The 12995-nt window shown below is 67.1% G+C and carries 12 protein-coding genes; 1 reads left to right on the top strand and 11 read right to left on the bottom strand.

The annotated features are described in order from the left end of the window. Window positions 1-127: 127 nt before the first annotated feature. The 11 genes from AASM09_RS07550 to AASM09_RS07500 all read right to left on the bottom strand — a co-directional run bounded on the left by AASM09_RS07550 (window position 128) and on the right by AASM09_RS07500 (window position 11405). On the bottom strand, window positions 128-1399 hold the full coding sequence (locus AASM09_RS07550) for a glutamate-5-semialdehyde dehydrogenase (RefSeq protein WP_049429610.1): 1272 nt from the start codon (window positions 1397-1399) through the stop codon (window positions 128-130). Then, window positions 1396-2553: a glutamate 5-kinase gene (gene proB / locus AASM09_RS07545; RefSeq protein WP_049429611.1), complete on the bottom strand. Its 1158-nt coding sequence runs from the start codon at window positions 2551-2553 to the stop codon at window positions 1396-1398. The genes AASM09_RS07550 and proB overlap by 4 nt, the downstream gene beginning before the upstream one ends. A gap of 11 nt (window positions 2554-2564) precedes the next feature. Beyond that, entirely contained in the window at window positions 2565-2828 is a 264-nt protein-coding gene (locus tag AASM09_RS07540) for a YciI family protein (RefSeq protein WP_049429612.1), read from the bottom strand. Then, window positions 2828-4123 carry an argininosuccinate lyase gene (argH, locus tag AASM09_RS07535; protein ID WP_049429613.1) on the bottom strand — a complete coding sequence of 432 codons (1296 nt, stop codon included), beginning with the start codon at window positions 4121-4123 and terminating at the stop codon, window positions 2828-2830. The genes AASM09_RS07540 and argH overlap by 1 nt, the downstream gene beginning before the upstream one ends. A gap of 20 nt (window positions 4124-4143) precedes the next feature. Continuing rightward, on the bottom strand, window positions 4144-5097 hold the full coding sequence (gene argC / locus AASM09_RS07530; RefSeq protein WP_049429614.1) for an N-acetyl-gamma-glutamyl-phosphate reductase: 954 nt from the start codon (window positions 5095-5097) through the stop codon (window positions 4144-4146). Next, a complete protein-coding gene (locus AASM09_RS07525) occupies window positions 5094-5696 on the bottom strand; it encodes a GNAT family N-acetyltransferase (RefSeq protein ID WP_049429615.1) in 603 nt (200 codons plus the stop codon). Before AASM09_RS07525 ends, argC begins: the two co-directional genes overlap by 4 nt. A gap of 3 nt (window positions 5697-5699) precedes the next feature. Then, a complete protein-coding gene (locus AASM09_RS07520; RefSeq protein ID WP_049429616.1) occupies window positions 5700-7028 on the bottom strand; it encodes an acetylglutamate kinase in 1329 nt (442 codons plus the stop codon). A gap of 25 nt (window positions 7029-7053) precedes the next feature. Next, entirely contained in the window at window positions 7054-8142 is a 1089-nt protein-coding gene (locus AASM09_RS07515; protein ID WP_049429617.1) for an acetylornithine deacetylase, read from the bottom strand. A 109-nt stretch (window positions 8143-8251) separates the two neighbouring features. Continuing rightward, complete coding sequence (locus AASM09_RS07510; protein WP_014037860.1) at window positions 8252-9448, bottom strand: argininosuccinate synthase; 1197 nt, start codon at window positions 9446-9448, stop codon at window positions 8252-8254. A gap of 63 nt (window positions 9449-9511) precedes the next feature. Beyond that, a complete protein-coding gene (locus AASM09_RS07505) occupies window positions 9512-10522 on the bottom strand; it encodes an N-acetylornithine carbamoyltransferase (RefSeq protein ID WP_010486637.1) in 1011 nt (336 codons plus the stop codon). A 319-nt stretch (window positions 10523-10841) separates the two neighbouring features. After that, the gene (locus tag AASM09_RS07500; protein ID WP_049429628.1) at window positions 10842-11405 is read right to left on the bottom strand and encodes a hypothetical protein; all 564 of its coding nucleotides are present in this window, start codon (window positions 11403-11405) and stop codon (window positions 10842-10844) included. A 188-nt stretch (window positions 11406-11593) separates the two neighbouring features. On the opposite strand from AASM09_RS07500, the gene cysS reads away from it, so the two are divergent. After that, the gene (gene cysS, locus AASM09_RS07495) at window positions 11594-12970 is read left to right on the top strand and encodes a cysteine--tRNA ligase (RefSeq protein ID WP_049429618.1); all 1377 of its coding nucleotides are present in this window, start codon (window positions 11594-11596) and stop codon (window positions 12968-12970) included. The last annotated feature ends 25 nt before the right edge of the window (window positions 12971-12995 follow it).

The following is a 12995-nucleotide window of genomic DNA, read 5'->3' as shown; positions in this document are numbered from 1 at the left end:
TAGTCGCCGACCTTGGTCGGCGTTTGCTTTGGTGGATGCCGACCTTGGTCGGCACCACGGCCTGGTGGGTGCCAACCTTGCTCGGCACCGCGGCCTGCCGCGCAGAGCATCCACGCATGGCGTGGATCTACTTGCGCGTCTGCCCTTCGCCACGCACCACGAAACGCTCGACGGTGAGCGCCTCCAATCCCATCGGGCCGTAGGCATGCAGCCGTGTGGTGGAGATACCGATCTCGCTGCCCAGGCCGAGCTGGCCGCCATCGGAAAAGCGCGATGAGGCATTCACCATCACCACCGCCGAACGCAGCGCGTTGACGAAGCGTTCGGCGTGGCCGGCGTCTTCGGTCGCAATCACTTCGGTATGGTCGGAGGTATAGCGGCGGATGTGCGCAATGGCCGCATCGAGGTCATCCACCACCCGCACGGCCAGCACCAGATCCAGGAACTCGGCGGCGTAATCCGCATCGGTGGCTGCGGTGCTACCCGGCAGCAACGGCTGCGCAGCCGCGTCGGCACGCAGCTCCACGCCGCGCTCACCCAGTGCCTGCGCCACGCGCGGCAGGAAGGCTTCGGCCACATCACGATGCACCAGCAGGGTCTCCAGTGAATTGCAGGCGGCCGGACGGCTGCACTTGCCATCCACCAGCAGGTCGATGGCCTTGCCAAGGTCGGCGCTGGCGTCCACGAACAGGTGGCAGACACCCTTGTAGTGCTTGATCACCGGCACCCGCGCATGTTCGGCGACGAAACGGATCAGGCCTTCGCCACCGCGCGGAATCGCCAGGTCGATCAGCTCGTGCAGCTGCAGCAGTTCCAGCATCGCTTCGCGGCGCAGGTCGGTCAGCACGGTCACCGCGGCCGGTGGCACGCCGTTGGCCTTGAGCGCCCCCGCCAGCGCCTGGGCGATGGCGGTGTTGGAATGGATCGCTTCGGAGCCACCACGCAGGATCACGCCATTGCCAGCCTTCAGGCACAGCGCGGCGGCTTCGGCGGTCACGTTCGGGCGCGCCTCGTAGATCATCGCGATCACGCCCAGCGGCACGCGCACCTTCTGCACGCGGATCCCGTTCGGGCGCACGTCATCGCGGGTGACCTGGCCGACCGGATCTGGCAATCCTGCCACTTCGCGCACGGCCTCGGCCATCGCGAACAGGCGCGGCGGATCCAGTGCCAGCCGATCAAGCATGGCGCTGCCCACGCCTTTCCCACGTGCAGCGGCAAGGTCGCGCGCGTTGCCGGCCAGGATCAGCCCGGCGTTCACTTCCAACGCCTGGGCCATCGCCAGCAGCAGCGCGCGCCGGGCATCGCTGTCGAGCCCCGCAACCACCTGGGCCGCGTCACGGCAGGCCCGCGCCTGCGCTTCGATGTCGGTCATCGGAATGTCCTTCAATGCGGTCATGGCAGTACCAGGTCGTCACGATGGACGACGCTGCCGCCGTAGTTGTAGCCGAGCACGGCCTGGATGTCGCGCGAATGGCGGCCAGCGATGCGGCGCACGTCATCAGCCGCATACTGGCTGACCCCACGGGCGATGCACACGCGCCCCTGCGGCGCGTTCCAGCACACCTGCACCATGTCGCCACGACGGAACGTGCCGTCCGCACCAGTGATGCCGCCGGGCAGCAGCGAAGCCCCCTTCTCGCGCATCGCCTGTGCCGCACCGGCATCGATCAGGATCGCGCCTTCGGCCAGCGGTGCGTGCCGCAGCCAATGCTTGCGTGCGGCCTCGCGACTGCGTGCGGCGTGGATGCGGGTACCGAACAGGCGGTCCTGCGCCAACGCGCGCACCACATCGCCACTGCGGCCGTTGAACAGGTAGGTCTCGATGCCGAGGCGGCCCGCCTTGGCCGCCGCTTCCAGCTTGGTGCGCATGCCACCGGTACCGGCACGTGATCCTGCGCCCCCCGCCATCGCCAGCACTTCATCATTCAGCTCCGCAACGTCGTGCAGCGGCCGTACATCGGCCACGGTGCGTGGGTCGGCGCTGTACAGACCATCGATGTCGGTGGCGATGAACAGCGCATCGGCATCGACCAGCGCCGCCACCGTCGCCGCCAGATTATCGTTGTCGCCAAGCTTGAGTTCGTCCACCGACACGGTGTCGTTCTCGTTGACCACCGGCAACGCGCCCAGCCGCAGCAGTTCGTTGAGGGTGGCGCGGGCGTTGAGGTAACGGCGGCGGTTGCGCAGGTCGTCATGGGTCAGCAGCACCTGCGCCACCGGGCGCTCGAAGAAGCGCTGCCAGAGCCCGATCAGCTGGGCCTGGCCAAGCGCCGCCAAGGCCTGCCGCGCCGCCATCGCTGCGCCCGGCTCATCGGCGCGCGGCAGGATCGCGCGCCCGGCAGCCACCGCGCCGGACGACACGATCACCAGCTCGCGCCCGGCCAATACGTTGGCCGAGACGAACTGCGCCAGGCCCAGCGCATGGCGTGGCGACAGGCCACCGCCGTCGGCCGCCAACAGGCTGCTGCCGACTTTCAGCACCGCACGCCGCCACGGCGACAGCGCCTGTTCCGGGAACGGCGAAGCGACGTGGCTGGCATGCAGGGTCATCGGTCAGGGCCTCAGCGGGTGTTCCATTCGTGCACGGTCAGGTCGGAGGCCTGCATCGTCACCAGCGGATCGGTGGCGACGATGGCCTGCGCCTGCGCCAGGCTCTCGACATTGCACAGCACGTAGGCGCCACCGCTGCCATCGGCGAAGCCACCGGTCAGCTGCAGCTTGCCCTGTGCCTGCAACGCCTCGAGGAAGTCACGGTGCGGCTGCACCGCGGCGGCGTTGAAATCGGGCCGGCGCATCGCCAGCACCAGATAGACGGTGGCCGCCATCAGACCAGCGCCTGCCAGCGCGCACGCAGTTCATCCAGGCGCAAGGCGGACGCCGAGCCCGGCGACACGCGCGCGTGCAGGCTGCCTTCCGGCGTGCGCCCCTGCCCTGCACTGTCGGCACCGGCCGCGGCGGCCTTGTAGGCCTCGCGGAAAGGCACGCCGGCCACGGCCGCTTCCACGGCGACGTCGGTGGCATACATGCCTGAATCAATCGCTGCGCGCAGCTTGTCGTCACGCCATTCCAGGTTGGCCAGCAACGCCGGCAGCAGTTCCAGCGCGGCCAGGCCGCGGCCGAAGCCGTGGAAGATGGCGCCCTTGGACGACTGCAGGTCGCGGTGGTAGCCCGACGGCAGCGACAGCAGCTGCTCGATCTCGGTGCGTGCGGCGGCGACGCTGGCATGGGTGGCGCGCATCAGTTCGATCACATCCGGGTTGCGCTTGTTGGGCATGATCGAGCTGCCGGTGGTGTACTGCGCCGGCAGCGCGACGAAGCCGAACTCGGCGCTGGTGAACAGCGACAGGTCCCAGGCGATGCGGCGCAGGTCCAGCGTGGCGCCACCGAGCGCTTCCAGCGCGGCCAGCTCGAACTTGCCGCGCGACAGCTGCGCGTAGATCGGCGAGATCTGCATGCGTGCGAAACCGAGCACGGCGGTGGTGTGCTCGCGGTCCAGCGGCAGGTTCACGCCGTAGCCGGCAGCCGTGCCGAGCGGATTGGCGTCGACCAGCGCATGGGTGTCGCGGGCACGGATGGCATTGTCGATGAAGGCCTCGGCCCAGCCCGCCCACCACATGCCGGCCGAGGACACCACGGCACGCTGGATGTGGGTATAACCGGGAATCGGCAGGTCCTTCTCGGCCTGGGCACGGTCCAGCGCGACCTTTGCCACTTCGGCGCTGAGCTGGGCAACGCGCTGCAGCTTTTCCTTCAGCCACAGGCGGGTGGCCACCAGGATCTGGTCGTTGCGGCTGCGGCCGGTGTGGATCTTGCGGCCGGCATCACCGAGGCGTTCAGTCAGGCGCGCTTCGATGGCCGAGTGACCATCCTCATACTGGGTATCCAGCACGAAGCGGCCTTCGCGGAAGTCCTGCGCCAGGATCTCCAGTTCGCGCAGCAGGCCAGCCAGCTCGTCGGTACTGAGGATGCCGATGTGCTGCAGGCCCTGCGCATGCGCGGCGCTGGCGGCGATGTCATGCAGGAAGAACTCGCGATCGAGGATCACGTCGTCGCCGGCGAGGAAGGTCTGGATCTGGGCGTCGACGGCGACGCCGGGCTTCTGCCAAAGAAGGTCTGCCATGGGGGCTCCGGAAGGCGGGTTCAGTGCGGGATCGACGTCAGTTCGTCGATGCCCAGCGCAAGGTTGAGGTTCTGCATGGCCTGGGTGGCCGCGCCCTTCAGCAGGTTGTCCAGCGTCGCCACCACGACCACGCGCTTGCCGCCCGGGGCCAGGGTGAAGCCACCGACCTGGGCACCATGGCGGCCGGCAATGCGGCTGACCCAGGGCGCTTCGTCCACCACCTCGATCAGCGGTTCACCGGCATAGGCCTGCTGGAAGCGCTCGACGATCTGCTCGCGGGTCTGCACCTGGTTCAGCCACAGGTTGGCGGTAAGCGTGATGCCACGGAAATGCGGGGCGACGTGCGGCATGAACTCGACGGCCACGCCCAGCTGCACCGACACTTCGCGCTCGTGCACGTGGTTGGTCAGCGCGTAGGGCATCAGGTTGTCGGCCAGCAGGTCGACGTTGTTCTTGTCCGACGGCGTGGTACCGGCACCGGAGTAGCCGGAGACACCGAAGCACTGCGGCGGACCGGCCAGCAGGTCCAGCAGCGGATGCACCGCCAGCTGCATCGCAGTGGCATAGCAGCCCGGATTGCTGATGTGCTTCCGGCCGTTGTAGCGGCCGCGGGTCAGCTCCGGCAGGCCGTAGTACCAGCTGTTGTCGAAGCGGTAGTCGGCCGACAGGTCGACGATGACGGTGTCCGGTTTCGCTGCCTCAAGCGCGGCCACGAACGGCGCGGCCAGGCCATTGGGCAGGGCCAGGATCACCGCATCCACGCCCTTGGCGGCCACCGCGTCGGCGTCCAGGTTCTCGTACTGCAGTTCACCCTGGAATTCCGGATGGTGATCGGACAGGCGCTGCCCGGCGCGTTCGCGCGAGGACACGAAGGCCAGTTCCAGGCGCGGATGGGCGGCAACCAGCTTGATCAGCTCGGCGCCGGTATGGCCGCGGGCACCGACGATGCCCAGGGTGAAAGTCGAATCGTTCATGCGTGACTGTCCAGGCGGTACTGCAGGTGGCGCTTCACGCCCTGCCATTCCGCATCGATGATGGAGAAGATGACGGTGTCGCGCGGCGTGCCGTCGGCATGCCGCTTGTGGTTGCGCAGCACGCCATCCTGCTTGGCGCCGAGGCGGGCAATGGCGGCGCGCGAAGTGGTGTTGAACCAGCTGGTTTCCAGCACCACGCTGATGCAGCCCATCGTTTCGAAGGCGTGCTGCAGCAGCAACAGCTTGGCTTCGGTATTGGCCCCGGTGCGCTGCACGCGCGGCGTGTACCAGGTGTAGCCGAGGCTGAGTTTCGGCACGCTCGCATCCATGTCGTAGAAGCGCGTGCTGCCGATGATCTCACCGGCGGCATCGCAGATCACGAACGGAAGCACCTTGCCCTCGGCCTGCGCCTGCAGCGCGGCCTGCACATAGGCCTCGGCCCGCTCCGGCGACGGCACCTGGGTATACCAGAGCTGGTCCAGGCCGCTGCCGTCCAGCGCAGCACGCAGGCCGGGCACGTGTTCCATCTGCAGCGGCTGCAGCATCACGTGCTGGCCGCGCAGGGTGGGTACCGAATTCCAGGCGTCGGGGTTGCTCATCGCTCAGCCCTGCAGGCTTGGCGTGCGCTTGGCGCAGTGGTCGACATAGGTGCGGATGCGATCAATGCCATCGGCACCGAACCAGAACACCTTCCATTGATCCTGCTTGTAGCAGCCATCGGATTCGGCGTAGTAGAAATGGTTGATCGGGTTGCCATGCCGCGAGCGCCAGAACAGCTGCGGGGTTTCCTCCAGCATCACGTTCCAGACCGCACGACCGAGGCCTTCACCCTGCGCGTCGTCGAGCACGGCGAACTTGTCCAGGTACACGCCTTCGGCCTCATCGGTGAGGATCACCGCGGTGCGGTAGTTCTCGCTGACATAGGCGCGCAGCAGTCTGGTCTTCTCGAAGTAGTCCGGCACCAGGGTGCGGCCAAAGCTGGATTCAATCAGGCCCTTCAGGCGCGGCAGGTCCAGTTCGTTCCAGACGGTGGCGCGCAGCACCTTCTCGCCCTTGCGCACCAGCGTGCCCGAGCCCTTGTGGGTGAACAGTTCCTTGGCCAGGTCGGCCGGGCGGGTGATCGACACCGACGATTCCAGCGGCAGACGTTCGAGCAGGTCCTTGATCTGCTCGATCTTCACCTTCATGCCGCCGTGGATCCACGGCTGCGCGATCAGGTGGTCGTACTCGGTGGACAGGTTGATCGAATCGATCACGTTGCCCTGCTCATCCAACAGGCCACCGGTGCCGGTCAGGAAGATGATCTTGTACGGCTGCAGTTCCTGCACCAGCTCGTTGGCCGCAAAGTCGGCGTTGACGTTGAGGATCTGGCCGCCGGCGGTCTCACCCAGGCTGGTGATGACCGGGATCGAGCCGGCACGCAGGCTGGCCTCGATCGGCGCCAGGTTGACCTTCTTCACTTCGCCGACCAGGCCGTAGGTATCCACGTCCAGGTACTCGGCCTCGAACACGCCACCGGTGATCGAAGTGGCGCGCGCGCCGTTCTGCTGCAGCGCCTCGACCAGGCGCAGGTTGGACTGCTGGAACACCCGGCGCACGATCGCCAGCGCTTCCGGCGAGGTCACGCGCAGGCCGTTCACGGTCTGCTTCTCGATGCCGGCCGCCGACAGCTCGGCATCCAGCTGCGGGCCGGCGCCGTGCAGCACGATCGGGGTCAGCCCGACTTCCTGCAGGAACGACAGCGAGGAGGTCAGTGCGTCGAGGTCATCGCGCAGCACTGCGCCGCCGACCTTGACCACGGCGAAGCGCTTGGCATCCAGCTGCGAAAAGCGCTTGAGGTACTGGCTGATCTCCTTCGCGCTGGCCATGCTGGAAAGCAGGCGCACGATGGTCTGGCGGGTCTGGCGGTGGGGCTGGAGGGCAGGAGACATTTCGGTTTCGTCGGAAAGGAAAGAATCAGGCGCCGGCGGCGATGATGCGGTGCACGGCGTCGGTGTAGCGCTGCAGCTGGTCCAGCGTCACGAACTCATCAGCGGTGTGGGCTTGGGCGATGTCACCCGGGCCGAACACCAGCGTGGTGTAGCCACCAGCCGAGAACAGCGAGGCTTCGGTCCAGAAGTCCACCGCGTTGCCGATCGGCAGGTCCAGCGCATCGGCCACGTCGCGCGCCAGCAGGCGGCGGTTCTCGGCTTCGGCGATGTCGCCGGCCGGCAGGCTGGGGCCACGGAAGGTTTCGGTGAATACCGCCGCTTCCGGCTCGGCGAAACCGGCGAAGGTGGCCAGCAACGCGTCGATGTTCATCGACGGCAGCGGCCGGAAACCGAAGCGCACTTCGGCGGCGGGCGCGATCATGTTGGCCTTGATGCCACCTTCGACGCGGCCGATGTTGAAGCGCAGGCCGGTCAGCCCACCAAAGCGGGCCGAGGCCAGCGACTCGACATGATCCAGCGCGCGGTTGCCCCAGCGCATCGCCTGGTGCAACGCGCTGGCAGCGGCATCCTGCTTGCCCGAGGCGTGCCCGGCGCGGCCGGCGAACTGCATCAGCACCGAGCTGATGCCACGGTGCGCCAGCACCGCCTCGCTCATGGTCGGTTCGGCCACCAGCACCGCTTCGTACGGCAGGCCACGGGCCAGGAACGCGGCGACGCAGCGCGGATCGTTGGCTTCCTCGTCGCTGGAGAACAGGAACGCGGCATCACCATCGCTGGCATTGGCCGCGGCCACCAGTGCGGCCGCCGCGCCCTTGATGTCACACACGCCCAGGCCGACCACGCGGTCATCCAGGCGCCGCATCACATGCGGGTCGGCACTCCAGTGCGGCGAATCCGGCACGGTATCCAGGTGCACGTTGAACAGGTACTTCGGCGTACCGCGCACGGCATACAGGCTGACTGCACCGGCGCCGTGGTCGATCACCTCGACGTTGAAGCCGGGCAGGTTCGCGCGCAGGTAATCGAAGATGCCACCGGTGGTGATCGCACGCGGCGGGTTGCGGGTGTCGAAGGACACCAGGGCCTGCAGGTGATCGAGCGTCTGTTCAAGCATGAATCAACAATCCTGTGGAATTCCGCCGGGCATGGCCCGGCGCTACCGGAATGCGCCTGCTGGAGAGCCCCCTTGGTGTTCAAGGGGGCGCGCGAGCGGCGCAGGTGGGTCAACCGCGGTTGACCTGCGCGTACAAGGTCGAGCTCATGCCGAACAGCTTGATGAACCCTTCGGCCTCCTCCACGCCCCAGTCGGCCGACTGCGCGTAGGTGGCACCCTTGGTGTTGAGCAGGTGCGGCGACTTCACCGCCACCGCGTCGACGCGGCCACCACGGGTTTCCAGCACCACTTCGCCGTTGACCTTGGCCTGCGAGGACTTCAGGAACGCTTCGATGTCGGTCTTCAGCGGATCGTGGTAGAAGCCTTCGTACACCAGCTCCACCCACTTGCGCGCCACGTCCGGCTTGAAGCGGTTCTGCTGCTTGGTCAGCACCGCATCTTCCAGTGCGCGATGCGCGGCCAGCAGCGAAACCAGGCCCGGGGCCTCGAACACGATGCGGCCCTTCAGGCCGATCACGGTGTCGCCGGTGTACACGCCACGACCAACGCCATACGGGGCGAACAGCTTGTTGAGCTGGGCCAGGATCTGGTCGCCCGGCAGCGCCTTGCCGTTCAGTTCAACGGCTTCGCCTTCGACGAACTTCAGGGTGACGGTCAGGGCCTGTTCCGGCCACTCGCTGCGCGGCGAGCACCAGCCACGCGCACCCTCGCCCGGGGCTTCCCAGCGGTCGATCTCGCCACCGGACATGGTCACGCCCAGCAGGTTTTCGTTGATGGTGTAGGCCTGCTGCTTGGCGCGCACGCCGAAACCGCGCTCTTCCAGGTACTTCTGCTCGTAGGCGCGGGTCTGGGTGTGCTCCTTCTGGATCTCGCGGATCGGCGCGATGATCTGGTAGTCACCCAGCGCCTTCACCGCCAGGTCGAAACGGACCTGGTCGTTGCCCATGCCGGTGCAGCCGTGGGCGATGATGTTGGTGCCCAGTTCGGCGGCACGCTTCAGCGCGGCATCGACGATCAGGTAACGGTCCGACACCAGCAGCGGGTACTGGCCCTGGTAGCCCTCGCCAGCCCACACGAACGGCTTGACGAAGCCTTCCCAGATGGCCGGGCCACCATTGACGGTGACGTGGCTGGTGACGCCCAGCTCGGCGGCACGCTTCTCGATGAAATCGCGCTCTTCATCATCCACGCCGCCGGTGTCGGCGAACACGGTGTGCACGTTGTAGCCACGCTCCTGCAGGTACGGCACGCAGAAGCTGGTATCCAGGCCGCCGGAGAAAGCGAGAACGACGTCTTTGTTGCTCATGGGGAGGGTATGTCCTGGTAGCGCCGGGCCGTGCCCGGCGGAAATGATTGAATCGGAAAAAAATCAGCGCCCGGCAACCGCGGCCATGATCGCCTTCTGCACGTGCAGGCGGTTCTCGGCTTCGTTGATGGCGATGCACTGCGGCGAATCCATCACGCCGTCGGTGGCCTTCACGTTGCGGCGCAGCGGCAGGCAGTGGCTGAACACGCCGTTGTTGGTCAGCGCCATCTTGCGTTCGTCGACGATGAAGTGCTTGAACTGGTCGCGAATCGGCTTTTCCGGCTCCCAGTTGCCGAAGAACGGCAGCGCGCCCCAGCTCTTGGCGTAGACCACGTCGGCGCCGGCGTAGGCGCTGTCGATGTCATGGCTGATCTTCAGCGAACCGCCGCTCTCGGCCACATTCTGCTCGGCCCAGCCCATGTAGCGGTCGTCGAGGATGTAGTCGGCGGTCGGGCACAGCAGGGTCACGTCCATGCCCATGCGGGTGGCGATGGTCAGCGCCGAATTGGCCACGGCGGTGTTCAGCGGCTTGGGGTGGTAGGTCCAGGTCAGCACGTACTTCTTGCCACGCAGGTCCTGGGTGCCGAAGTGCTCCTGCAGGGCCATCACATGCGCCAGTTCCTGGCACGGATGGGTGATGGTCTCCATGTTGATGACCGGCACCGGCGAGTACCTGGCGAAGCTGTTGAGGACGATGTCCTGGCGGTCGTAGGCCCAGTCGATGAACTTGGGGAACGCGCGCACGGCGATGATGTCGCAGTAGCGGCCCAGCACCTTGGCCACTTCCGCGATGTGCTCTTCGGTATCGCCATCCATCACCGTGCCGAGGTTGAACTCGATCGGCCACGCATCCTTGCCCGGCTGCAGCACCACCGCGTGGGCGCCGAGCTGGAACGCGCCCAGTTCGAAGCTGGTGCGGGTGCGCATGGACGGGTTGAAGAACACCAGCGCGATCGACTTGCCCTTGAGCTGGTCGCCGAGCTTGTTGCGCTTGAACAGCGCGGCCTGGGTCAGCAGCGCGTCGAGTTCGCTGCGGCTCCAGTCCTGGGTGTTCAGGAAGTGCTTGGGGGACATCATCTTTCCTTGCGTGGCAGCGCCGGGTCCGGCGCGGTGGAAGGGAAAAGCAGGAAGCAAAGGTGGAACGAAAAGATTGCAGTTGCAGCTTTCAGAACGCGTAAACGAAAAAACCCAGCCGGCGGGCTGGGTTTTTTTCGGACGAACAGCAGAAAGCTCCGGTTACCCAGCGAGGATGTGGGGTTCCGGTCGACGCGCACGCGAGGTCATGCCCGACGCCTGTCGGGCTGCGCTGCTGTCGTGCTGGAAGTCGGTGAGCTTCATGGCCGACAATCTTTGCATGCGGCCGGGGCCGGCGCAAGGGGCTGGGGCCACGGAATCAGGGATTGCCGGCGGCACCCTGCTCGGGGCCCACCCAGGGGGTGATCGAGACACGGATCTTCAGCCGGTTGCCGGGGTCTTCCGGCAGCCGCGAGCGGTACTTGGTGCCCTTGTAGACGTAATCCACGTCATAGGCGATCGGCCGGCGGAATTCACGCCCGACCGGCACGATGCGGCAGTCGCGGGTCAGCATCGGACCGTTGTTGGCTGGCGCCGGAGCCGGCGTCTCCGTCGCGGCCTCCTCGGGGATCTCCTCGTCACTGCGCTTGAACATCGAGCGCACTGAGTCCCAGAAGCGGCTGATCCGGCCCTTGTCCTCGACCGGCTCTTCACCGGTCACGTTGACCGGGGCCAGGGTACGGGTCGAGATCGGCTCGCAATGCTCCTCGGTGCGGGTTGCGCGCAGGGTCTGGAACACCGGCTCGACGTTCAGCACCTGCGCATAGTCGAACTTCACGTTCTCGACGATCACCACCCGGTTGCGCGGCTCGGCCTCCTGCGCCTGGGCCACGGCGGCCGTCGCCGACAGGCAGGCCAGGGTCAGCAACGCGGTGGATTTCAGTGGCGACGGGAGCAAGGACACGGCAATAGTGTAGGCAGTGACGAGCGCAAGGGGCTGAACATTACCCGTCCACGCCGCTCCTGCCCACCCCACCTTGGGTGGAGCCGGCGTCCACCGGTGGCAATCGGCGTCCCCAAAGGGGGCCGACACGTTCTAAAATCACAGGCTTGTCCCCCAGCCACAGCCCCATGACCCTGCGCCTGCACAACAACCTGACTCGCCAGCTCGAACCGTTCACCCCGCTCGATCCGGCCTGTCCGACCCTGTATGTGTGTGGCCCCACGGTCTACAACTACGTGCACATCGGCAACGCCCGCGGCCCGGTGGTGTTCGGGGTGCTGGCCGACCTGCTGCGGCGGCGTTTCGGCACACTGCGCTACGCCCGCAACATCACCGACGTGGACGACAAGATCAACACCGCCGCGCGCGAGCAGGGGGTGCCGATCAGCACCATCACCGACAAGTTCGCCGCCGCCTACCGTGAAGACATGGCCGCGCTGGGCGTGGTGCCGCCGGACATCGAACCGGAAGTGACCGCACACATGCCGCAGATCATCACCATGATCGAGCAGCTGATCGCCAACGGCCATGCCTATGCCGCCGAGGGCCACGTGCTGTTCGCGGTGGCCAGTTTCGACGGCTACGGCAAGCTGTCACGCCGCGACCCGGAAGAGATGCTGGCCGGCGCCCGTGTCGATGTCGCCCCCTACAAGCGCGATCCCGGCGATTTCGTGCTGTGGAAGCCCTCCACCGACGACCTGCCCGGCTGGGAATCGCCGTGGGGCCGTGGGCGCCCGGGCTGGCACATCGAATGCTCGGCGATGGCCGCCGCCCATCTGGGCGAGACCATCGACATCCATGCCGGCGGCGTCGACCTGCAGTTCCCGCACCACGAGAACGAAATCGCGCAGAGCGAATGCGCCCATGGCGGCAGGATCTTCGCTCGCTATTGGCTGCACAACGGCATGCTCAACTTCGGCGGCGCCAAGATGAGCAAGTCGCTGGGCAACATCGAGCGCGTGCATGACCTGGTGCGCCAGCATCCGCCGGAGGCCCTGCGCCTGGCGCTGCTGTCGGCCCATTACCGGCAGCCGCTGGACTGGTCCGATGGCCTGATCGAGCAGTCGGTGCGCACCCTGGACCGCCTGTACGGCACCCTGCGCGAACTGGCGTCGATCGAAGCCAGCGCGGTGATCCCGGCCAGCGTCGAGGCGACCCTGGATGACGACCTGAACACCCCGCAGGCGCTGGCCGAAGTGGCCCGCATCGCCGCCGAGGCGCGTCGTGCCACCGACAAGGCCGAACAGGCGCGCCTGAAGGGCGAGCTGCTCGGCGCCGGCCTGGCGCTGGGCCTGCTGCAGGCCGATCCGGCGCAGTGGTTCGGTACCGCCGCCGGCGATGACGGCGACGATGCCCGCATCCAGGGCCTGATCGACGAGCGCGCTGCGGCCAAGAAGGCGCGTGACTTCGCCCGTGCCGACGCCATCCGCGACCAGCTGGCCGCCGAAGGCATCGTGCTGGATGACACCCCGCAGGGCGTTCGCTGGTCGCGCAAGCGCGGCTGACCTGCCCTGCCCCGTGGCCGGTCCG

The organism is Stenotrophomonas maltophilia, assembly GCF_039555535.1.
Classification (GTDB): domain Bacteria; phylum Pseudomonadota; class Gammaproteobacteria; order Xanthomonadales; family Xanthomonadaceae; genus Stenotrophomonas; species Stenotrophomonas maltophilia_Q.
This window is presented reverse-complemented; position numbering and strand designations above follow the sequence as displayed.